Origin of the sequence: Nocardia sp. NPDC088792, assembly GCF_044750615.1 — a bacterium.
Taxonomy (GTDB): Bacteria; Actinomycetota; Actinomycetes; order Mycobacteriales; family Mycobacteriaceae; genus Nocardia.
Genome location: NZ_JBIVKC010000004.1, coordinates 495,144 through 516,798 on the forward strand (window position 1 = coordinate 495,144; position 21,655 = coordinate 516,798).

Genomic DNA, 21,655 nt, shown 5'->3' on the forward strand with positions numbered 1-21,655 from the left:
CAGTTCCGGAATCGAATCGGCACGGGGAAGGGTCGTCGAGAATGACATTGCGACGGTTGGATTATCGGCGCATTGCACTCAGCGGATGCGGCACCGCGGCGAGTTTCGCCATTGCCGCCGCGATACTGCCGGCGCCGGTGGCGCAGGGCGCATCGGATGAATTCACCAAGCAGACTTTGCATTTCGCTACCATGGTCGGGCCCGATGACGATATTGCCTGTGATGTCGTGGGTGATCTGTACACGCCCGCGGACGCGAGTCCGGCGAACCCGGTACCCGCTATTTTGACGACCAACGGGTGGGGTGGTTCGAAGAACTCGCAGGAATCCACCGGGACCTATTACGCCGCACACGGTTACGCGGTGCTGGCCTATTCGGGACTCGGATTCGGCGGATCCGGGTGCCGGACACGGCTCGACGATCCGCAATACGACGGGAAGGCCGCGAGTCAGCTGGTCGATTTCCTGGGCGGGCGGGACGGCATAGCATTCACCGATCAGGCGCATACGCAGCCGGTCGCGGGGTTGAATTACGTCGTGCACGACGCCGTCGATCACGCGGGACAGGCGGATCGCTACGATCCGCGGGTCGGAATGGTCGGCGGGTCCTATGGCGGAGGTATCCAATTCGCGGCGGCCTCGATCGATCCCCGGATCGACGCGCTCGTGCCGATGGCCACCTGGAACGATCTCTCGTATTCGCTGGCGCCCAATAGCACCGGGCAGCTGGAAGGAGTGTCGAGCGCGATTTCCGGCGCCGCCAAGTCGACCTTCGGGCTCGGATTATTCACCGACGGAGCAATATTGAGTCCCCGGTCGGACGGCGCTTACCTGCAGGACCCGGCGCGACTATTGGGCTGCCCGAATTCCGCGGACGTCGCCTGCCAGGCGCTCGGCGCGGTACTCTCCCCCTCCGGATTCATGCCGCCGGAGCTGATCGATCGACTACGCACCACCTCGGTATCGAGTTACCTCGACCGGATCAAGGTGCCGGTGCTGTTGATCCAGGGCCAGCAGGATGCCCTGTTCGACCTCAACGAGGCCCAGGCCACCTATGACGGGCTCCGGCAGCGCGGCGTACCTGCCTCGATGATCTGGATGTCCATGGGGCACACCACGACACAACAGGAACCGGGCTCGAACTTCAAAGCGGTGGACCCGGTCGCGAACTACTGGGATGCCAGGACCTCCGCTTGGTTCGACCACTATCTGCGGGATCAACCGGTCGATCCCGGCCCCGGCTTCGCGTATTTCCGGCCCTGGGTTCCGTTCACCGGCGACCCGGCCGGCCCCTACGCCACCGCTTCGGAACCGCGCGTCGCCGAGTCGACGACGCTGTACCTGTCCGGCGATGACTCCCTGACACCCGATCCCGCGGCGATCCGGCCCGGCACCGCCGCCTTCGACACCATCCCACTGGGCATCCCCGCCGGCAACGACCTCGAGGCCGCCCGGAAGGCGCCGGGCACCGACCTCCCCGGCACCTTCGCCTCGTGGACGACCGAGCCCGCCACGACACCCCTCGATGTCGCCGGAATGCCTCGCCTGACACTGCGGTTGGCGACCGAACGGCCCCTGAACGGGTCCGTGGAGGATTCGCTGGTTCTCTTCGCCAAGATGCTCGATGAGGCGCCGGACGGACAGCAGACCGTGATCAACGGGCTCGTATCGCCCGTTCGCGTCCTCGACACGAACCAGCCGGTCACCATCACAATGGAGGGACTGGTTCATCGGTTCGAACCGGGGCACCGGCTCCGGGTGACCGTTTCCGGCGGCGAATCCGCTTTCCGGGGCGGCACCGCCCAGCATCACACGGCGATCGCGGCAGGAACGGACCAGACTCTCGAACTTCCTGTCCTGCAAGGCAACTGAGACGGATCGAGGAGGGGCGATGAACTGGCGCAGAGTTCTGCTGATCGCATCGATCGTGGTGTGGGCGCTGCTGATCGTGGGCGCGTGCACGACGGTGCTGCTGCCGAAACTGCCGACACCGGGTCTGCTGGTGTCGTTCATCGTCACCTCGTATTCGCTGTGGCTGCTGATCGTCGCGGTGGCGGGTGCGCTGTTCGCCTGGGCGGCGTGGCGCTTGCGATGGCGCTGGGCGACCGCGGGAGTGGTCGTCATCGCCGTCCTCGCGGCGGTCGGCGGGTTGCTGCCCTGGGCGATGTCGCTCGGCACCGCCAATGCGAACGGCGTGAATCTTTCGCTGCCAAGGTATTTCAGCTCCGGCCCACATATCGCCGCGCCGACCCCGACCGAGGTCTACGCGACGCCGGACGGGCAGCCGCTCCGACTCGACGTGCGGCGCAGCCCGCATCCGGCGCCGGGCCGGCCCGCGGTCGTGGACGTGCACGGCGGTGCGTGGATCGAGGGCGGCCGCGGCGATGACGCCATGCTGGGTCAGTGGCTGGTCGAGCAGGGCTACACGGTGTTCGACATCGACTATCGGCTCTCGCCGCCGCCGCGGTGGAATGTGCAGGCCTCCGATGTGAAGTGCGCCATCGGCTGGGTCGCCCAGCATGCGCAGACCTACGATATCGATCCGGGCAATATCACCGTCACGGGCGGCTCGGCGGGCGGCAATCTCGCCCTGCTGGCCGCCTACACCCCGGGGACCGGCGCCTATCCGCCGTCCTGCGCGGTGCCCGAACAGCCGGTGCGCGCGGTGATTTCGTTCTTCGGGCCCACCGCCGTAGGGCCACTCATGCACGATTCGGGCGCGCCCTCGCTCGCGTCCGAGGTCGAGTCCAAGGTGTTCGGCGGCAGTCCGCAGGCGCTGCCCGCGGAATACAGCACGATGTCGCCCATGACCTACGTTCGCGCGGGACTACCGCCGACGCTGCAGTTGATCGGCTCTCGCGACCACCTCGTGCCGACCGCTCAGGCCACGACCCTCGATGACCGGCTCGCGGCCGTGGGTGTCGCACACCGGACGGTCGTATTGCCTTGGGCCGACCACGGTTTCAACGGCGTCTGGGGCAACTGGTCCACCCAGATCGCCTACGGCGTGCTCGCCCAATTCCTCGGCGTCTACACGCATTGATCGCCGATGACCGCGCCGTGCGGTGAGCTTTCAGCGCAGCGTGCCGCCGGCCAGGTCCGAGCGCAGCTGTTCGAGCCGTTCGATGTGGCGGTCGATATCCGCGGTGCCCCACCGATGCAGCCGCTCGGCCATCGCGGCTCCCAGCTCGAGATCGAACGGGAAACCGGCGGTGGGCGGGAACGAGCGATCGCGATCACGGAAGCGAGCGACCTGATCGCGCCGGGCCTGCAGTTCGGTGTCGACGAGCCGGAGCAGCTGCTCCTCGGTCATGAAGCCCGAAAAGCTCAGCCGGGTAGTGAATTCCGGATCGGTGAACTTGGTGGACGGCACGTAGGGCCCGGTGAGCCAGTCGAGGAAGACGGTCATGCCCTCCGCGGTCAGCCGGTAGGTCTTGGCGTCCTGCGGGCCCGGGCGGGCTTCGACCTCGTAGACGACCCAGCCCTCGTCGGTCATCCGGCCCAGCGCCCGATATACCTGGCTCATCTGGGTGTTCGAGCGCATGAATCGGCCGTGCTGGTCGAAGAACTTCTTCAGGTCGTAGCCGGTAGCGGGGCGGACGCCCAGGACGCCGAGCAGCAGGTATTCCAGCTTCATCGGTCGGGAACCTTTCGCAGCGGTCTGGGGTCTCCGGAAACTATAGGCGGCCGGTATTCCACTTGTCAGATACCCATTAGACCGATCGATATACTACGATCACGTAACTATACCGATCGGTTTACATATTTCCGACCCGCGTAAGGCAGAAAGCTGGAGGCCATGACCGAGCCCACCGTCCGCACCGAGCGTCACGGACACATCCTGACCATCACCCTGAACCGGCCCGACAAGCTCAACGCCTTCGATTTCCCGATGATGCGCGGACTCGCCGAGGCCTACACCGAGCTCGCCCAGGACAAGGACCTGCGGGTCGGCGTGCTGCGGGCCAACGGCCGCTACTTCACCAGCGGACTCGATCTCGGTGCGCTGCTGCCCAAGCTGCACCTCGAAGTACTGTCCCAGCTCAATCCGCTGCCCTTCGAACTGTTCAAGGGGCTGGTCCCCAAGGGCGGCGTCGACCCGTGGGGCGTGGGCGCACCACTGTGCCCCAAGCCCGTGGTGACCGCGGTCGAAGGACGCTGCTTCACCCTGGGCATCGAGCTGCTGCTGGCTGCGAGCATCAATGTGGCCGACACCTCCGCGACCTTCACCCAGTACGAAGTCAGCCGCGGACTGTTCCCGTTCGGCGGCGGAACGGTCCGCTGGCCACTGGCCGTCGGCACCCACAATGCCAACCGCTGGACGCTCACCGGCGACGACTTCCCCGCCGCCGAAGCGCATCGAATCGGCCTGATTCAGGAACTCACCGAACCCGGCCAGGCCGTGGCCAAGGCGCACGAGATCGCGGAAACCATTGCCCGCCAAGCTCCCCTGGGCGTGCAGACCGTCCTCCGCAACGGCCGGCTCGCCCAGGACAAAGGCGCCGCCAAGGCCCTCGGCAAGGTCCGGACGGAATTCGCCCGGATCCTACTCAGCAAGGACATCCGCCGCGGCTTCCAAGCCTTCAAGAACCGCGAAGAGGCTGAGTTCGAAGGGAATTGACGGCCGCCAGCTGGTAACTATTGCCATAGCGGCGCACCCAGCCACCCGTCGGATGCGTGAAATGGGTTCCGAGCAGCACGGTTTCGGAAGCACTGAGCTCGGCCAGCAGGTTCGCGCGGGAACGAGTGGCCAGGGCCGAGTCGACATTGCCGACGCCGGTGTCGACGACGATGCGCTGTCCCGCGATCTCGACCAGGAAGCTGTGCACCGACAGCCGCAGGCCCGAATTCTCGTCCACCGCACTGTGATCCAGCCACTCCTCCCCCGCGACCAGGTCTGGCGTGAGGCCGGGCAGCAGCCACCCGCCCTGTCCCCCGAGCTCGAACTCATCGATGCGGCCGGTGCCGTTCAAGCCGGCCGTCACCGCCCGGGTTGTGAATCCCTTTCTGCCGCAGCAAGAATCATCGGAGGTGGCAGTCCATTGGTTGGGTGGTTGCGCGATGAGAATTCCGAAATCCCGGAGCAGGTCCGAGGCCGCGTGCGCTGCCGAGGAGTTCACTGCGGACGAACTCGAGGATCGAGCCTCGGAGAGCCATGACGCCGATCTCGGCTCCGTCCGTTTCGGTGCGGTACTGCGGAAACTGCCGGGGCTGATCGCCCAGGTGGCCCGATTGTGCTGGCAGGCCAGCCGGGTGGACACCGCGATCACCGTGCTGCTCGACATGGCATCCGGCACGCTCGCCGCCTTCGGCCTGCTGGCGACCAACCGGGTGCTCAATGCCTTGTTCCTGGACGGGCCGACGCCCTCGCGCCTGGTGGCGGCCCTGCCGGCGCTGTTGCTCGTCGGTGGCCTCGCCGTGTTGCGCGTCGGTCTGCTGGTCGGGGCGAGCTGGTCGCAGGCGCGGCTCAAACCGCTCGTGGAAGACACCGTGGAACGCCGGCTGTTCGCCGCCACCACCCGGGTGGAACTGGTCGCCTTGGACGACCCCTGGTTCCACGCCATGCTGAACCGCGCCCGCGACCGCGGCCTGTCCGAGGCGTACCGCCTGGTCACCACCGTCACCGCCGTGCTCACCGCGATCATCGGATTCCTGTCGGCGGCAACGGTACTCGGCCTGCTGAACCCGATCCTGCTACCGCTGCTACTGGTTGCGGCGATACCCGACGCGTTGATCGCGCTGCGCATCGCCAAGACCAGATACCAGGTCGGATACCAGCTTTCGGCCACCCGGCGCCGCAAGCGAATCCTCACCGACCTGATGGCCGACCGGTCCTCGGCCGCCGAGATCCGGGCGTTCAATATGCGCGATTTCCTGCTGGACGCCTACGACCGGCTCGCCGGACAGGCGCGGGCCGTGCAGCTGCGGCTGGCTCGCCGGGAGACGATGATGACCGTGGGCGGCGACGTGGTCGGCGGTCTCGGCCTCGGGCTGGTCTACCTGGCCCTCGGGCTGCTGCTGTACCTCGGCGCCATGCCGCTGGCGGTGGCGGGCACCGCGACCTTCGCCATCCGTTCCGGGCAGTCCTCGCTCTACAGCCTGCTGTACGCGGTCAATCAATGCTTCGAATCCGGGCTGTATTTCGGCGACTATCTCGACTTCTGCGCCGAGGCACAACGCCGCGTCCCGGCGGCCGGCCGCTCGGCCGAGCCCCCGGACTTCCACTCGATCACCGCATCCGACATCGGGTTCACCTACCCCGGTTCGGTAGTGCCCGCGCTACGGTCGGTTTCGGTGCGGATCCACCGGGGTGAGGTGGTGGCGCTCGTCGGCGAGAACGGTTCCGGGAAAACCACTTTGGCGAAGATTCTCGCCGGGCTCTACCACCCCGACGAGGGCACCGTGCGATGGGACGACACACCCGTCGAAGCGGTCGATCCCGATCGGCTGCGGGAGCGGATCGCGGTCATCATGCAGGACTACACCCGGTGGCCGATGAGCGCCCGCGACAACATCACCATGGGCCGGGCCCTCGACGAGGGGCGACTGACCGAAGCCGCCGGGGCGGCCGGGGTGGACCGCGTCGTCGACCGGCTCGGCAATGGCTACGACACCCAGCTGGATCGGCGCTTCCGGCACGGCGCGGAGTTGTCGGGCGGGCAGTGGCAGCGGATCGCCATCGCCCGCGGCTTCTATCGGGATGCGCCGCTGCTGATCTGCGACGAGCCGACCGCCGCCCTGGACCCTCGCGCCGAGCATGCCCTGTTCGAGACGGTGCGCACCCATTCCCTCGGGCGAACCGTGCTGCTGATCACTCACCGCCTGGCCAGTGTCCGCTACGCCGACCGCATCTACGTGCTGGAGAAGGGGGAGGTGGTCGAGCACGGCAGCCATCGGGACCTGATGGCCGCCGAGGGCTTGTACGCCGAGCTCTACGCCCTGCAAGCTTCGGCCTACGAACAGTCCGGCGAGGCCGGGCCGGGGCTATGAGATTTGTTCTGCCACCAGTGGATCCGCGAGAGCATCCGCGGCGGCCGGCCAGGCGACGGCGCCGTGCCGGGCGAGCGTGGCCTTCGCCTGCGCGAGCTGTTCGTAGACCAGGAGCACCGGTTCGCCGGGCGCCGCCATCGAAAGAACCGTGGTGAAGGCCTCTTCCAGGCCTGCACAGGGCACGGCCCGGATGCCCGAATCGGCCGCACTCAGCGCCGCGGTGATCAGCTTGGTCATCTCGCCGGGCTCACGGCCGCGCAAATCGGCGTCCTCGTAGACCGCGACCCGGTCGGCCAGCCGGCCCACCGCATAGGCGGCGTCGGATACCAGCTCGTCGGACCTGTCGCCGGGCAGCGTGAGCGCCACCACCGGGCTGCGACCCCACCGACGCCGCAGCAGGTCGCCGATCGCGGTGAGGGCCGCCGTATTGTGCGCGTAGTCGACCATCACGGGCCGGTCACCGATGCGGTAGACGCTGCCGCGCCCGGCATTGTGCAGGCTGCTGTCGAAGGTGGCGAGCGCGTCTCGCACGACGTAGCGCGGCACCTCGAGCGCCCGGCACGCCGCCACCGCGGCCAGGGTGTTGGCGACGTTGAAGGCCGCCAGCCCGCCGAAGGTGACCGCGACGTCGGCCACCCGCAGGAGCGGCGTCCGTCGAGTGCCCTCGGCCTCGACCAGCCAGCCGTCGTCGAGCAGGTAGCCAGTGCCGCCCTGTCGCACGTGCCGGAGCAGCGCCGGATCGGCGGGGTCGAGGCCGAACAGCAGCACCTTCACATCACGACCGGCCACGGCGGGCGAGGCGGCGAGCTCGGCGCAGCGGGCGTCGTCGGCATTGAGCACCACGTGGCCACCGTCGGCGATCTGCTCGGCGACCAGCGCCTTCACCCTGGTGAGATCCTCGATGTCCTCGATGCCGTCCACGCCGAGGTGGTCGGCGGTGATGTTGGTGATCACGGCGACGTCGGCGCGGTCGTAGCCGAGACCCCTGGCGAGGATGCCGCCGCGCGCGGTCTCCAGCACGGCGGCCTGCACGGTGGGATCATCGAGGACCATCTCGGCCGACCTGGGCCCGGACGCATCGCCGAGGTAGACCGGCCGATCGTCGGCGAACACTCCGTCGGTAGTGGACATGCCGACGCGTAAACCGCTGGCGCGCAACACATGCGCGATCATGCGCACGGTGGTGGTCTTGCCGTTCGTGCCGGTCACCGAGACGATGGGCACCCGCGCCGGCGTGCCGGGCGGGTACATGTGGTCGATGATCGCGCCGGCGACATCCCGCCGCACCCCCTCGGTGGGTGACAGATGCATGCGCAACCCGGGTGAGGCGTTGACCTCGAGGACGACCCCCGAGCCGCTCCCCGGCTGCCACGAACCGCTGATATCCGTCAGTCGCAGATCGACGCCGCACACGTCCAGCCCGATCGCCGCCGCCGTCCGACGGCACAGCGCGGCCACATCCGGGTGCACCAGATCGGTGACATCGCGGCCGGTGCCCCCGGTCGACAGATTGGCGGTGCGCCGCAACCACACCACCTCGCCCTCCGCCGGGATACCGCGGGGCTGGAACCCCTGTGCCGCCAGATGCGCGGTGACGGTCCGGTCCAAGATGATTCGGGTCAGCGGCCGATCGTGCCCCAGACCGCGGCGCGGATCGGCGTTCGCCTGCTCGATCAGGGCGGCGATATCGGAGCGGCCATCACCGGTCACGTGGGCGGCAGTCAGCTGCGTCGCCGCGATCAGCCGGCCACCCACCATCAGCACCCTGTAATCAGCACCGGGAACATAGACCTCCACCAGCGCGCCCGCGTGCCGCTGACTGATCTCCCGGTAGGCCGAGACGACCTCTTTCGTGGTCCGCAGCTGCAAATGGACGTCCCGGCCGTGGTTGCCCGCAACAGGTTTGACCACTACCGGTCCGCCGAGTTCGTCGAATGCCGCGACGGCCTCCCGTTCGCTATATACGGCGATCCCATCAGCCACCGGAATACCGGCGGTGTCCAGCAGCCGCTTGGTTATCTCCTTGTCCGCGGCGATATCCACGCCGATCGCCGAGGTGCCCGCGGTCATCGCGGCCCACACCCGGCGTCGACGGCAACCGTGACCCAGTTGCAGCAGGGCGGCGTCGGACAGCCGCCGGACCGGGATGCCGCGCGCCCTGGCGGCATCGGCCAGTGCCTGACCGCTCACACCCAGCCGCGAACGCTCGTAATCGGTGGCCAGCCCGACCAATTCGGCGGTGATATCCGGGCGCTGCCCGCCGGCCAGTCCGGCGACCACGCGAACCGCCAACCGCAACAGGCGTTCCGGGATCGGATCCCGATCCCACTCGTCGACCGGGCACTCCACGATCACCCGATAGAGCCCGGCGCGACCGGCGTCGATCGTGCGCCCGAAAAACACCTCCCGCCCGATGAGATGCGACAGTTCCAGCGCAACATGCTCGGCGACATGCCCCGCATAAGTACCCCGCCGCATCTTGTCCACCAGCCCGTTCGGCCGCCCGGCGCCGCAATGATGATCGGCCAGCCCGGGCAGCGCATGCAGCAACTGATCGGTAAAGCCCGGCCATTCGCTGGTCTCCTGACGGGTCAGTTCTTCCAAATCCACCAAGGCGACCGCGACCGGTCGCGATACGAAGAGATTGGGCCCGCGCAGCCTTCTAACCTGAATGATCCGCATGCTGTCCTCCGATTCCGGGCGCTGCGGCGGCGCTGCCGGCGCGGGTTCCTCCAATGGTTATAACAGGGGAGATCGGCACCGTCATCGAACGGAAGACGTTGGGGCAGCGTATTTTTCACCCCGCTGAAAGGGTTGCAGAGCGAGGGTCCATATGCCATCCGGAACGACGTCGCATTCGGTTGACGGATCGTACGGAGAATGTTCGACTGGGCACATTCCCCGCCCGAACCCGGATCGCCACCCGATCCGGCCGATAACCCGGTCGGCAGCGTCTTACCAGCCGAAAACGCCCGTCCGAAGTACGATCGGGCCATGCGGTCCATTTGGAAGGATTCCCGCTGATTGGATTCTCGATGGCATCAGGTGCGAGTGGTGCCTTCGAAAAGGTGGCCGTACCAAGCCTTTCCGTCCTCACGGGACATCAACAGCCTGACAGTCTCGGGACGGCCATCAGATACGCGCCACGAATCGCTGGTGTGGAAGTGGCTCGAGGCGACATCTCCCGAACCCAATAACCGCTCACTACCGACCGGCCCGTCTTGCGCATGCAAACCTCCGACACCGCACGCCAATTCACCGGACTGAAGCTCGCCGGCATGAACGGCACGGCAGTCCTCGCACTCACCGGCACCTGGGTGCGCTGAGCCCGCCCCCGTGCAGCCGCGGATCGACAGAAGTATCTTGCTGTGCTGCAACAGCTTCAGGCGCGTTCCAACTGTCGGCTGCCGTACAGAGGCGGCGCGTGTACAACAGGGGGCGGCGCGGCGGGTGGTGTAGGTCGGGGTCGAAGGCTTTGTGGGCTCGTGGCGGATTCTCGTCATCACTTGGCGGTACATCGGAAGCGCAACTTCGTGCCCGGTGATGACGATGGGGGTGCCCGTCGCTGAATCGTTGGGTCCCGATCACCGAGCCCATCTGTAGGAGCCGCCTGATGACCAGTACCTTCCAGATCCCTCCACTGGCCGAGCTTCGCCGACGTCAAAGCGCGAAGTGGCATACCTTCCCCGAGGACATCCTGGCGCTGACCGTCGCCGAGATGGACTTCCCGCTCGCCGAGCCGGTCGCAGCCGCCCTGCATGACGCGATCCGCCGCTCCGATACCGGATACGCGGCACCGACCGGTGACCTCGCCGACGCGGTCGCCGATTTTGCCGACCGCACCTGGGGCTGGCGCCTCGACCCCGCCGGCGTGCACACCGTCGCCGATGTCGGGATCGGCATCGTGGAAACCTTGCGCCGCATCGTTGCCCCCGGAGACGCGGTAGTGATCAGTCCCCCGGTCTACGAGCCGTTCTCCTGGTGGGTACGCGAGGTAGGAGCCCACCTCGTGCAGGTGCCGCTGACCGAAACGCCGCGCGCCGAGGACGATTACCCGGGCCCGCGTCTGGATCTGGACGCTCTCGAGCAGGCGTTCGCCGAGGGGGCCAGGGCTTATCTGCTGTGCAGTCCGCATAATCCGCTGGGCCTGGTACACCCGCGCGAGGATCTGATCGCACTCGCCGAACTGGCCGACAGGTACGGGGTTTTCGTACTGGCCGATGAGATCCACGCTCCGCTCGTGCTCGCCGGGGCGGAGTTCGTCCCCTTTCTGTCGGTTTCAGACGACGCCAGGCGCTGGGGATTCTCATTCCTGTCGGCCAGTAAAGGCTGGAATCTGGCCGGGCTCAAGGCCACCGTCATCGTCACCGCCGACCGGGCGCCGAGACGATACGTCGACCGGCTCTCCCCGCATTGCCTGTACCGCACCGGGCATCTGGGTGTGATCGCCACCGTCGCCGCGTTGAACGAGGGCGATCCCTGGCTCGCCGAGGTCCTCGACATCCTGGACCGAAACCGGGTCCTGCTCGCTGAACTTCTGGAGAAGCATCTGCCTGTGGCACAGTGCATACCGGCGCAAGCCAGCTTTCTGGCTTGGATCGACCTTCGTGAACTCGGATGGGGCGAGGATCCGGCCGCTCACATCCTCGCCACCGCCAAGGTCGCCCTCAATGCCGGGCATCGCTATGGTTCCCCCGGCTTTGCCAGGCTGAACTTCGGTTGCGCGCCGGAGACCCTCACCGAAGCCATCACTCGAATCGCCGAATACTGCTGAAAGCCGGGCCGCCACCGGTTATCTCGCCCGACACCCCGTTTGGCCCGTGTCGAGACCACGGGCCCCACGGGAGTCTGTCATATTGTTCTACCGAAATGTCTTGCTGCAGAGAGGTGGTCTTTCCGGCGGACTGCGCGCCGTGGAGCACCTGCGGCAGGTCTTCGCCGAGCCGCACGCGGTAACCCTGCGCGACACGGTCAGCTTCCACGGCGCCGCGCAACAGTTCGACGCATCGAGCACACCGATCGACCCCGAGGCCTCCACAACAGCTGCCGAACAGCTGCTCGAACAGATCGAGTGGTGGGGCCGAGCCTTGCGTTCGGCACGCGCCGAGCACCCGTACGCCGCGCCTGAACACCCACGCGGCCCGCGGCTGGCACAGCGAATTCATCAGGCGCAGATAGTCATTCGGCTACAGAGAACTGTTATCCCCACGGCCGCAACACTATGCGCGTTCCACGGACAGGACACTCGCCGCCGATCTCGGCTCGGCTCAGTCGGGTGAGTCGAAGAGTCGTCGCGGCCCCACGCCTTCCAGCCCGAGCTGATCACCGGGATTGACCAGCCCACACTCCTGAAACGAAAGGCAGCCACAGCCGATGCAGCGGGTGAACCGATCCCGCATCCGCTCGAGCCGCTGGATGCGTCTATCGATTTCAGCACTCCAGCAATCCGATGCCCGAACCCAGAATTCCTGGGTGGGCTCCACCCCCTCGGGCAGCAGGGCCAGCACATCACCGATCACCGTGAGCGGAATGCCGAGGTTGTGCGAGGCGCGAATGAAGGCCACCTGCCGCAGCGTCTCGCGTCGATACCGGCGCTGATTGCCGCTGGTGCGCCGACTGCGCAGCAGCCCCTGTCGTTCGTAGAAGCGCAATGCCGAGGCGGGAACCCCACTACGGTCGGCCAATTCACCGATCGTGAGCTCGCAGGTCTGCGCGGGTAGCGATGCCATGAAGATCACGCTACTTGACTTGAACACGTGTTCAAGTTCGACGCTGTCCCGACGACGAATAACCAGCCGACAACCACATTCGATCAAGGAGAACACCATGGATCTGCCACCCGATATCACCCGCCCGGACGCCCACACGGTGCTGGTCACCGAATCACCTGCACACCAGCGAAAAGTGGTGCAGGACAAGCTCGCCGAGCTGGCGCACACCGCCTGGCCGGCCGGACTGGTCTCGCTCAGTGCCTTCCTCAGTATCGACGGCGAGAAGGTGCTGACCTACAGCCAGTGGGCCGAAGGCGCGTCAGGGCGTGAGTTCGTGAGCGGATTCGCCGGCACCGAACCGATCGAGTATCACCTGTACCGCAGCGTCGCCGGCCCGGATCGACCGGTGCCAGGTTGCACGGTCGTTTTGAATATCGAATTCCAGGGCCCCGATCCGCAGCGGCAGCGGCAGTGGATCGACACCGTACTCGAGGCGATGGCCGAGGAAACCGATCCGGCGCCCGGCGGGATCTCCGGCCACTTCCACGTGAGCACCGACGGCACCTGGGCAATGCCCTTCGCCGAGTGGACCGACGCGCAGGCCCATATCGATGCCCTGGAACGATCCACCCTGGGCATGGTGGGGTCCGCACCGGGATGGCAGCGCGTCCGAGATTTTCCCGGTGTGAAAGGCAGCCGATTCCGGCGCTACACCATGCTGGGCAGTCTCTCCTCGCCGCTGCCCGGCCCCTCCGACACTGAGGTCGTCTCGGATACGATCCTCACGAAAGTGCAGGACAGTCCGACGGACTGGGTATCGGAGCACGTCCGCTCCTACGTCGAAACCGACGGTGCCAGCGGCCACATCTATCACGGATCGCCGACCTTGCTACTCACCACTCTCGGCCGCAAATCGGGTCTGCTGCGTCGCACGGCGCTTATCTATGGCAGAGACGGCGACAACTACCTCGTGGTGGGTTCGAATGCTGCCGCGCCACAACATCCCAGCTGGTATCTCAACCTGCTCGCCCACCCGCGAATCACCGTCCAGGTCAAGAGCGAGCAGTTCACCGCAACGGCGCGCACCGCCACCACCGCGGAGAAAGGTCGGCTCTGGGAACACATGGCATCGATATTCCCGCTCTACGACACCTATCGACACCAAACGGCTCGAGACATCCCGATCGTGATCATCGAGCCTCTCACCACTGCCCGATAGAGAAACTCTCGATTTTGCCGAGCTACCGATGAGAACCCGCCCTGTCGATCGCCATCGATGCCGTCGAGTACCCGTTCCACTTGCATATTTCGACCTCTATGCCGCGGACGTGTACTCGACCCTGCACCGGTGCCGCATCGGGGCTCTCGAACAGCACCTTGGCCCGCGCACCGTCGTGGAGAACGGTGCGCGGGCCGAGGTCGTCGGATCAATCGCGTGGCGTCTCGGGGGCGCTGTCGAGACGGCCGGGCAGAAACTGCAGGGTCAGAAGCGCGCCGACGATCAGCACACCGAGGCAGGTGTAGGTGGCATGTGCCATGCCGTGTGCGTAGGCGCTGTCGGCGGTGTGGGTGAGTGTGGCGCCGAGGCGGGCCGGCAGCGTCGCGGCGACCGCGTGCGCCCCGGCGATGTTGTCCCGGGCCGCGCCGCCCGCATCGGCGGGCAGCCCGTGCAGTGCGTCGCCGAGTCCGGCGCGGTAGACGCCGTTGAGGACACTGCCCAGGACCGCGGTACCCAGCACCACGCCGATACTTTGCAAGGTGCGCGAGAGCGCGTTGCCCATGCCGGCTTGATGCTCGGACAGCGTGCCCAGGACCGTATCGGCAGCCAAGGGCAGTCCCAGCCCCAGCCCCAGGCCGAACACCGACAACCCGAGCGCGACAATGCCGTAGCCGCTCCCGGCATGGGCCTGAGCAAGCACCAGCAGCCCGCCCCCGCCGATCAGCATGCTGGCCGGAATCACGTACCGGACACCGATTTTCACCCCGAAGGTCTCGCCCATACCCGCTCCGGCCAGCATGGCGCCGATCATCGGCAGCAACCGCAGACCGGTGCCCTGTGCGTCGCTGCCCTGCACGATCTGCAGAAACGGCGTGAGCAGGAACAGCACTCCGCTCATCGCGAAACTGATCACCGCGAAAGCGATCGTCCCCCACGTGAACAGGCGATTGCCGAACAGGCGCAGATCGATCAGCGGCGACCGGCTGCGCCGCTGGCGGAACACGAAGGCGCACAACAGGATCGCACCGCCGATCAGTGCGGCCGGCACACGCCCGCCCCACCCATCGGCGGGCTGTTCGATGATCGCGTAGGTGAGGGCGACGATGCCGGCACCGGACAGGATCGCCCCTTGCCAGTCCAGGCGCGGGTCGGCGGGATTTCTGCTCTCGGGCACGAAGGCCCAGACACCGATCACGGTGAGGGCCACGACCGGAGCATTGATCATGAAGACCCAGCCCCAGGAGAAGTGCTGCAGTATCCATCCGGCCAGCAGCGGGCCGGCAGGCAGCGCGACCACCGCGCCGACCGTCGTCACCGTCACTGCGCGGCGGCGATCGGCGTCGACCGGGAACAGCACCGGCAGGATCGCCATGCCCATCGGCATGATCACCGCCGCGCCCGCGCCCATCAGGGCGCGCATGGCGATCAGTTCACCGGCGGTGTCGACCTGGCTGGCGATGATCGAGGCGGCACCGAAGAGAACCAGACCCGCCAGCAACGTCTTGCGGCGACCGAACTTGTCGCCCAACGTGCCCATCGGCAGCAGCAGTCCGGCCCAGACCAGGTTGTAGGCGGTGGTGATCCACTGCAATTGGCTGGTGGATGCCTGCAGTTTGGTGGACAGGGTCGGCAGGGCGGTGATCAGAATATTGCTGTCGAGCCCGACCACCAGAAAGCTCAGGGTGAGCGCGGCCAGGCCGAGCCAACGACCCGTCGACCGCCCGGCGGGACCCGCCGACACGGTCGACGCCGGTGAGTCGATAGTTTTCCGGTCCGACACATCGGACCTAGAGTTGGACATGATTGGCTCCTTTCAGCCAGTCATCTGTCCCCGGGGATCGGACTTGTCTTGCCGGACTCCCGATCCCCGGGGTACTTCACCCCATGACTTGGGGCAAACTCATTCGCTGGCGCGCACCTCGCCTTGCCCTTGGGCCGCGATGGCCTCGAACAGCGCTATGACCTGCGTATTGAGCGCTCGCACCGCCGCGGCGGGCGCCGGGCCGTCCTTCTCCAAGGTGCGGCGCAAGGTGTATTCGAGCAGGTCGGCGCGCTCGCGCAGACTCATCCCTGCCTGCTCATAGGATTCCGCGGCAGCGAAGAAGCCTTGCATGACACTCTCGAGCAGGCAGCCCGCCTGCTCGACACCGAGCTCCGCGCGCAGCAGGCCCTGCTCGTGGACGAGTTCGAAGTAGTTCTCGTTGCCGGCGAGCTCGCGCTGAGCGAGGGCGACCGCCTCGTCTTCGGCGAGCACGCCCAGAATTTCGACATCGGACAACAGCAGTGCCTTGACCAGCGGCCGGTGCGACACCTCGACGAAGATCGCACTCATCAACCGGTGTGGCAGAGCCAATTCCGGATCGGTCGACAGCGCCGCCACCAGGGTCTGCATCAACCGCGTGGTCTCGCGCCGCAGCACCGCCCACAGCAGCGCTTCCCGCGTCTTCCAGTGCAGATAGATGGTGCCCTTGCCGATTCCGGCACGCTTGGCCACGTCGTCGACGGTGACCCGCCGATACCCGTGCGACTGCAACAGCTCGGCGGTGACATCGAGGATCAGTTCGGCGCGCGCCGCCCGCGCGTCGGTGCCGGTCCGGAGACGCTGTGATTCCCGCATGGGTTTGACTATATGACCAGATTTCTATTTTGGTCAACCAGTTCTCGAGCGGGTTCGAGATTCGGAAACCGGCGGAATTAATGGGTCTACAGTTCCGTTAACGACAGATGCTGGTGATCGAGACGATCGATCACAGGGACTGGATGAGGAAGAAATGCGAACTTCAGGACAACTGGGCATGGCCGTTCTCGCCGCTGGCGCACTGGTTCTTTCCGGTTGCACCACTGCTGCAGCCCACCACGATCAGCAGCCGGCATGGTCGGCGGCGTGGTCCAGTGCACCACAACGTCCCAGCGCGGGGTTCGGACCGAACTGGTCCGAGCAAGGATTCTCCGATCAGACGCTGCGCCAGGTGGTGCGCCTGACCAACGGCGGCGACCAGGTCCGCATCCGGCTGTCGAACCACTATGGCCTCGGACCGCTCGAGGTAACCGGGTCGACCGTCGCGGCGACCGATACCGGCGCCGCCATCACAGCGACGACACTGCATCCGCTGACCTTTGCCGGCACGAGCAAGGTCACCATTCCCGCGGGCGCAGAGCTGACCAGCGATCCCGCACCTCTGCACGTCACTCAGCTCGAAAACGTAACGGTAACACTGTATTTGAGGGCCACCACCGGCCCGGCCACCTTCCATTCCCAGGCCTGGACCGACAGCTACCTCGCCACCGGTGACCACCTGTCCGACCCGGCCGCCGCAGCCTTCGCCGCACACACCAACTCCTGGTACTACCTCACCGACGTCGAAGTAGCGGGCCCGGCACCGCGCCGTGACACCGTCGTCGCCTTCGGAGACTCCATCACCGACGGATTCGCCTCCACGCCCCGCGCCGATCACCGCTGGCCCGACCAGCTGGCCGATCGACTCGTGCACGCCGATCGGCAACGCGCGGTCCTCGACGAAGGCATCGGCGGCAACCTGATGCTCAACGATTCAGCCTGGTACGGAGACCGCGCCTCGACCCGCTTCTCCCACGACGTGCTGGACAAGCCCGGTGTGCGCTCGGTAATCCTGCTGGAAGGGGTGAACGACCTCGGATTCAGCGAGACCGATCAGCCCACCTACAAGCCGGACCCCGATGTCTCAGCCGCACAAGTGATCACCGGCTACCAGAACCTGATCACCCAGGCCCACAACAAGGGCATTCGCATCATCGGCGCCACCCTGCTCCCCTTCGGCGGCTCCGACCACTACAGCGCCCGATCCGCAACCAAACGGCACGCCATCAACGAATGGATTCGCACCTCCGGCCAATTCGATGCCGTCGTCGACTTCGCCGCAGCAGTAACCGATGCCACCAACCCGGAGATCCTCGCACCCGCCTACGACAGCGGCGACCATCTCCACCCCAACGATGCCGGCTACCACGCGATGGCCGAAGCGATCAACATCGCCACCCTCTGACACCCACGGCAAATAATCGCAGGCATTCGTGACCCGAGAACGCCACCCGCTCGAAATCGATGATCTACCACGGCAATCGCTTCCGAACCGATTTCCAGGCCGTCCACAGGCCGTCAGACGACAACTACCAACCACCCACAAACAACCCGCAGCCACCTGAAACCGCAGGTCGGCCGTGCGTTACTGACCAGGACACGCCGTCCGAAGTACCATCGGACAATGCGGTCCATTTGGAAGGGCTCCATCGCGTTCGGGCTGGTCAATGTTCCCGTGAAGGTTTATACGGCCACGGAGGACCATGACATCAAGTTCCATCAGGTGCATGCCGCTGATGGGGGGCGGATCCGGTACGAGCGGGTGTGCACGGTGGATGGGCAGCCGGTGCAGTATGCGGATATCGATCGGGCTTATGAATCGCCCGAGGGTGATCGGGTGATTCTCACCGATGAGGATTTCTCGAAACTGCCGGCGGCGGAGAAGCACGAGATTCCGGTGTTGCAGTTCGTGCCGTCGGATCAGATCGATCCGATTCTGTACGACAAGAGTTATTACCTCGAACCGGATTCCACCACGCCGAAAGCGTATGTGCTGCTGGCGAAGACGCTCGAAGAGGTGGATCGGGTGGCGCTGGTGCACTTCACGCTGCGGCAGAAGACGCGGCTGGCGGCGCTGCGGGTGCGCGACGGGGTGCTGGTGCTGCAGACGCTGTTGTGGCCGGACGAGGTGCGGGCCGTCGCCTTCGACAAACTCGACGGGGTCGGCGAACCCAAGGCGCAGGAATTGAAGATGGCGGAGACCCTGGTCGATACGCTGTCCGATGATTTCGATCCGGGCCTCTACGTCGACGAATATCAGATCGAATTGAAGCGGCTGCTCGACGAGGCCATTGCCAGCGGCAGCAGCAAGGTGACCCGGGCTCCGGAGGCGGCCGCGCCGGAGATGGACGCCGAGGTCGTGGACCTGGTCGCGGCCTTGCAGCGCAGCCTCGAAGCCTCCGGCCGCCGCGCCGCCAAGTCCGCGCCCGCCGCACCGGCCAAGGCCACCAAGGCGGCGAAGGCCGCACCGGAGATAGCCACTGCCGAGAAGAAGCCGGCCAAGAAGGCCGCGAAGAAGGCGCCCAGCAAACAGGCCCGCAAGGGCGCCTGATAGCACGGCGGCCGCTCGGCGGGCACACCCGGAGGGTCCACGCCCGAACAGCAGCTACCTGGCAAACTAGGCGTCATGGAATCCGACATATCCATCCATTCCGAGATCGCCATCGTCCCCATGGGGCTCGGGCATCTGCGCCAGGTCATCGACCTCGGCTACCAGGTGTTCGACACCTACGCCAAGCCCTACACCTCGTGGTCGCTGACCTCGGTGGCCGAGCACCTGGACAGTGCGGGCAAATCCTGCTGGGTGGCGGTGGATTCGGATCGGGTGGTCGGATTCGTGCTGGCCTCCATGGAATTCGAGCTGCGCGAGGACTGGGCCTATCTGGAGTGGATCGCGGTCTCCCCCGATATGCAGGGCCGCGGCGTCGCCGGCAAGCTCATGACCGCCTGCTGCGACACGCTTTTCAAGCACGGCGCGCGCCGCATCGTCACCGATGTGGAGAACCACAATGTGGCCTCGGCGTCGATGATGCGCAAGAACGGTTTCACCGAGGGCACCACGGTGACCCTGTTCGTGCGGCCGAACCCGGACGAGACGGTCGCCGGCGACGAGCAGGTCACCCTGGGTCCCGGCACCAAGCGCGACCTCATCCGCCGCGGCCGGATCGCCGGCGACGGCCGCCACGGCCGGGTGACCCGCTAGCCGGAGGCCCCGCGCGGGGCCGGAGTCTGTCGGTCCCCGCGCGTACGGTGTCGCCATGACCTCAGTCGACGAGACCATGGCCGCCATCAATGATGCTGTAACCCTTGGGCGGCAAGGGGATCCGGTGCGCGCCCGCACCGAGCTCGCCGCCCTGTGGGAGCGGATCGGGGCAGCCGGTGACGCACTGCACCGGGTCAGCCTGGCGCACTTTCTCGCCGATCTGCAGGAGCACGCGGCCGACGCGCTGACCTGGGATATCCGGGCGCTGGACGCGGCCGACGCACTCACCGACGAGCGCGCCAAGCAGGAGCACGAATCGCTGAGCGTGCAGGGTGTCTATCCCTCGCTACATCTGAATCTCGCCGACAATTACCGGCGCCTGGGTGCATTCGATACGGCACAACGGCATCTGGACGAGGCCACGGAACGGCTGCACGTGCTCGACGAGGACGAGTACGGACTCGGGGTGCGGGCGGGCATTGCCAATGTCGAAGCGGCACTGGCGAATCGGTCGACCGATCAGCTACCTACGCATCCGTGATCCGCTAGGCATCCTCGGCGGCGCGGATCCGGCCCTCGCGGAAGAACTCGAGCAGGCTCTCCACCGTGGGCACCTCCGCGCGCGGGCGCTTGGCGCCGAACGGGGCATTCCAGAACTCGCCGTGGCGGCGCGTCCACGGGCCCACATACGCGTAGGGTTGCGGGTTTTCCCAATCACCCGGGGAGACACCGTAATTCACCTCGTCCACGGCGACCGATAGGTCGAAGTGCTCCGGCCAGAGCACCGGCTGCTCCTCGGCGAAACGGCGCAAGGCGGTGTCCCCCACCGCGAACCAGTCGTGCACGGTGGAGGCGGCGATATCGTCGACGGTGAACGGTTCGTCCGGATCCATATGGGTGCCCTCGGTGTACAGGCCGTCGGGCGGGCCGTCGGCGGCGAAGCCGGCGGCCAGTGCGAGCTCACTGTAGGTGCCGTGCAGGCGGATGCGGCCCTGCGGCCACACCAGATCGGTGCCCGTCACCGACACCGGCCATTTGATGCCGGAGAAGCCACCCAGCACGATCCGCATGCGGATGCTGCCGAACCTGCGGTACTGCGGGCCGGCGATCAGCAGCTCGGCCGCCGCGTGCAACGCGAATCGGGTGTCCTCGTAGGTGATGTCGTCCACTACGAAATCATCTCCGGCCGAGCGGCCAGTTTGCTGGAAAATGGACTGTAGCAACCAGAAACGCAAACCGACCGGCACTCACGGAAGCAAACCGACCGGCAACCATGAACACGAAAATCCCGGCCGCTGCCACGGGAACGGGGCTTCCGTTCCCACGACCTCGACCGGGATCACGATCCCGCCGTTTCCGGCGTTCTAGTGTGCGTTGTCCGTGCAAGCGGACAGGATGACCTTGGCCTGGCGCGGCGAGGCCGACCCCGAATCCGGGAAGGACGGCGCGCTCTTGCCCAGCGCGTCGACGGCGGCCGACTCGGCCTCCACCTTGCTCGGCGCCCACGCCCACCCGAAGCGGGTGTCGGCGCCCTGAGCGACGGCACCGCAGGCATTGGCGAAGTGCACCACGACCTGACAGTCACCGCCGCCGCATTTGCTGACGGCCGCGTCATCGGCGCCGTCATAACCGCCGTAATTGACCGCGTAAGCGACATTTCCGGAGCTCCGGGACAGCGCCAGGGCGCCGTAGAGATCGCCCGAGGTGGCGACGAACACCGGTTCATTGTCCGCCGCGCTGGCGGAACCGGCGGACACCGCGCCCATCGCGGCCATCGATGTGACGGCGAGGCCGACACCGGCCTTGCGCAGCAACGACATTCGATACTCCCCGTGATGAAAGGTGATAACGGGACGAATCATGGTCGAGCGGAACCCGGTTGTCCAATCCGACCCGCCCTTTTGGTGGGGACGATAT

19 protein-coding genes are annotated in these 21,655 nt (G+C 66.5%); 11 read left to right on the forward strand and 8 right to left on the reverse strand.

Going from position 1 to position 21,655, the window contains the following annotated elements; translation table 11 throughout:
- The first annotated feature begins 41 nt into the window (after nt 1-41).
- The gene (locus ACIP5Y_RS28905; protein ID WP_400354745.1) at nt 42-1,871 is read left to right on the forward strand and encodes an alpha/beta fold hydrolase; all 1,830 of its coding nucleotides are present in this window, start codon (nt 42-44) and stop codon (nt 1,869-1,871) included.
- Between the two features lie 19 nt (nt 1,872-1,890).
- Nucleotides 1,891-3,042 (forward strand): alpha/beta hydrolase fold domain-containing protein, encoded by a 1,152-nt coding sequence (locus ACIP5Y_RS28910; protein WP_400354747.1) that lies wholly within the window; start codon nt 1,891-1,893, stop codon nt 3,040-3,042.
- 30 nt (nt 3,043-3,072) lie between these two features.
- On the opposite strand, the gene ACIP5Y_RS28915 is transcribed toward ACIP5Y_RS28910, so the two are convergent.
- On the reverse strand, nt 3,073-3,636 hold the full coding sequence (locus ACIP5Y_RS28915; RefSeq protein ID WP_400354748.1) for a PadR family transcriptional regulator: 564 nt from the start codon (nt 3,634-3,636) through the stop codon (nt 3,073-3,075).
- A gap of 162 nt (nt 3,637-3,798) precedes the next feature.
- Between ACIP5Y_RS28915 and ACIP5Y_RS28920 the strand changes: the two genes are divergently transcribed.
- Nucleotides 3,799-4,620 carry a crotonase/enoyl-CoA hydratase family protein gene (locus tag ACIP5Y_RS28920; protein WP_400354750.1) on the forward strand — a complete coding sequence of 274 codons (822 nt, stop codon included), beginning with the start codon at nt 3,799-3,801 and terminating at the stop codon, nt 4,618-4,620.
- On the opposite strand, the gene ACIP5Y_RS28925 is transcribed toward ACIP5Y_RS28920, so the two are convergent.
- Nucleotides 4,583-4,984 (reverse strand): hypothetical protein, encoded by a 402-nt coding sequence (locus tag ACIP5Y_RS28925; protein ID WP_400354751.1) that lies wholly within the window; start codon nt 4,982-4,984, stop codon nt 4,583-4,585. The two genes, ACIP5Y_RS28920 and ACIP5Y_RS28925, sit on opposite strands and share 38 nt — an antisense overlap.
- 76 nt (nt 4,985-5,060) lie before the next feature.
- On the opposite strand from ACIP5Y_RS28925, the gene ACIP5Y_RS28930 reads away from it, so the two are divergent.
- Entirely contained in the window at nt 5,061-6,989 is a 1,929-nt protein-coding gene (locus ACIP5Y_RS28930) for an ABC transporter ATP-binding protein (protein ID WP_400354753.1), read from the forward strand.
- On the opposite strand, the gene cphA is transcribed toward ACIP5Y_RS28930, so the two are convergent.
- Nucleotides 6,984-9,671: a cyanophycin synthetase gene (gene cphA / locus ACIP5Y_RS28935; RefSeq protein WP_400354755.1), complete on the reverse strand. Its 2,688-nt coding sequence runs from the start codon at nt 9,669-9,671 to the stop codon at nt 6,984-6,986. The two genes, ACIP5Y_RS28930 and cphA, sit on opposite strands and share 6 nt — an antisense overlap.
- Before the next feature lie 931 nt (nt 9,672-10,602).
- Here cphA and ACIP5Y_RS28940 point away from each other — a divergent pair.
- Nucleotides 10,603-11,763, forward strand: coding sequence for a MalY/PatB family protein (locus ACIP5Y_RS28940; protein WP_400354756.1), 1,161 nt, complete (start codon nt 10,603-10,605; stop codon nt 11,761-11,763).
- A 100-nt stretch (nt 11,764-11,863) separates the two neighbouring features.
- The gene (locus ACIP5Y_RS28945; RefSeq protein ID WP_400354758.1) at nt 11,864-12,268 is read left to right on the forward strand and encodes an NADPH-dependent FMN reductase; all 405 of its coding nucleotides are present in this window, start codon (nt 11,864-11,866) and stop codon (nt 12,266-12,268) included.
- Here ACIP5Y_RS28945 and soxR read toward each other — a convergent pair.
- Nucleotides 12,257-12,817 carry a redox-sensitive transcriptional activator SoxR gene (gene soxR, locus ACIP5Y_RS28950; RefSeq protein ID WP_400354760.1) on the reverse strand — a complete coding sequence of 187 codons (561 nt, stop codon included), beginning with the start codon at nt 12,815-12,817 and terminating at the stop codon, nt 12,257-12,259. The genes ACIP5Y_RS28945 and soxR overlap by 12 nt on opposite strands.
- On the opposite strand from soxR, the gene ACIP5Y_RS28955 reads away from it, so the two are divergent.
- Nucleotides 12,816-13,919, forward strand: a complete 1,104-nt coding sequence (locus ACIP5Y_RS28955; RefSeq protein ID WP_400354762.1) for a nitroreductase family deazaflavin-dependent oxidoreductase — start codon at nt 12,816-12,818, stop codon at nt 13,917-13,919. The two genes, soxR and ACIP5Y_RS28955, sit on opposite strands and share 2 nt — an antisense overlap.
- Nucleotides 13,920-14,127: 208 nt before the next feature.
- Here ACIP5Y_RS28955 and ACIP5Y_RS28960 read toward each other — a convergent pair whose 3' ends face one another.
- Complete coding sequence (locus ACIP5Y_RS28960; RefSeq protein WP_400354764.1) at nt 14,128-15,720, reverse strand: MFS transporter; 1,593 nt, start codon at nt 15,718-15,720, stop codon at nt 14,128-14,130.
- Between the two features lie 99 nt (nt 15,721-15,819).
- The gene (locus ACIP5Y_RS28965) at nt 15,820-16,536 is read right to left on the reverse strand and encodes a TetR/AcrR family transcriptional regulator (protein ID WP_400354766.1); all 717 of its coding nucleotides are present in this window, start codon (nt 16,534-16,536) and stop codon (nt 15,820-15,822) included.
- Nucleotides 16,537-16,690: 154 nt separating this feature from the next.
- Between ACIP5Y_RS28965 and ACIP5Y_RS28970 the strand changes: the two genes are divergently transcribed.
- The 4 genes from ACIP5Y_RS28970 to ACIP5Y_RS28985 all read left to right on the forward strand — a co-directional run bounded on the left by ACIP5Y_RS28970 (nt 16,691) and on the right by ACIP5Y_RS28985 (nt 20,279).
- Nucleotides 16,691-17,941 (forward strand): SGNH/GDSL hydrolase family protein, encoded by a 1,251-nt coding sequence (locus ACIP5Y_RS28970; protein ID WP_400354768.1) that lies wholly within the window; start codon nt 16,691-16,693, stop codon nt 17,939-17,941.
- 219 nt (nt 17,942-18,160) lie between these two features.
- Nucleotides 18,161-19,087 carry a Ku protein gene (locus ACIP5Y_RS28975; protein ID WP_400354770.1) on the forward strand — a complete coding sequence of 309 codons (927 nt, stop codon included), beginning with the start codon at nt 18,161-18,163 and terminating at the stop codon, nt 19,085-19,087.
- Between the two features lie 75 nt (nt 19,088-19,162).
- A complete protein-coding gene (locus tag ACIP5Y_RS28980; RefSeq protein ID WP_400354772.1) occupies nt 19,163-19,738 on the forward strand; it encodes a GNAT family N-acetyltransferase in 576 nt (191 codons plus the stop codon).
- A gap of 55 nt (nt 19,739-19,793) precedes the next feature.
- A complete protein-coding gene (locus ACIP5Y_RS28985; protein WP_400354774.1) occupies nt 19,794-20,279 on the forward strand; it encodes a hypothetical protein in 486 nt (161 codons plus the stop codon).
- Between the two features lie 4 nt (nt 20,280-20,283).
- On the opposite strand, the gene ACIP5Y_RS28990 is transcribed toward ACIP5Y_RS28985, so the two are convergent.
- Together ACIP5Y_RS28990 and ACIP5Y_RS28995 are read right to left on the reverse strand one after the other, a co-directional pair.
- A complete protein-coding gene (locus ACIP5Y_RS28990; RefSeq protein WP_400354776.1) occupies nt 20,284-20,907 on the reverse strand; it encodes a hypothetical protein in 624 nt (207 codons plus the stop codon).
- A gap of 195 nt (nt 20,908-21,102) precedes the next feature.
- Nucleotides 21,103-21,558 (reverse strand): DUF4189 domain-containing protein, encoded by a 456-nt coding sequence (locus ACIP5Y_RS28995; protein WP_397001865.1) that lies wholly within the window; start codon nt 21,556-21,558, stop codon nt 21,103-21,105.
- Between the last annotated feature and the right edge of the window lie 97 nt (nt 21,559-21,655).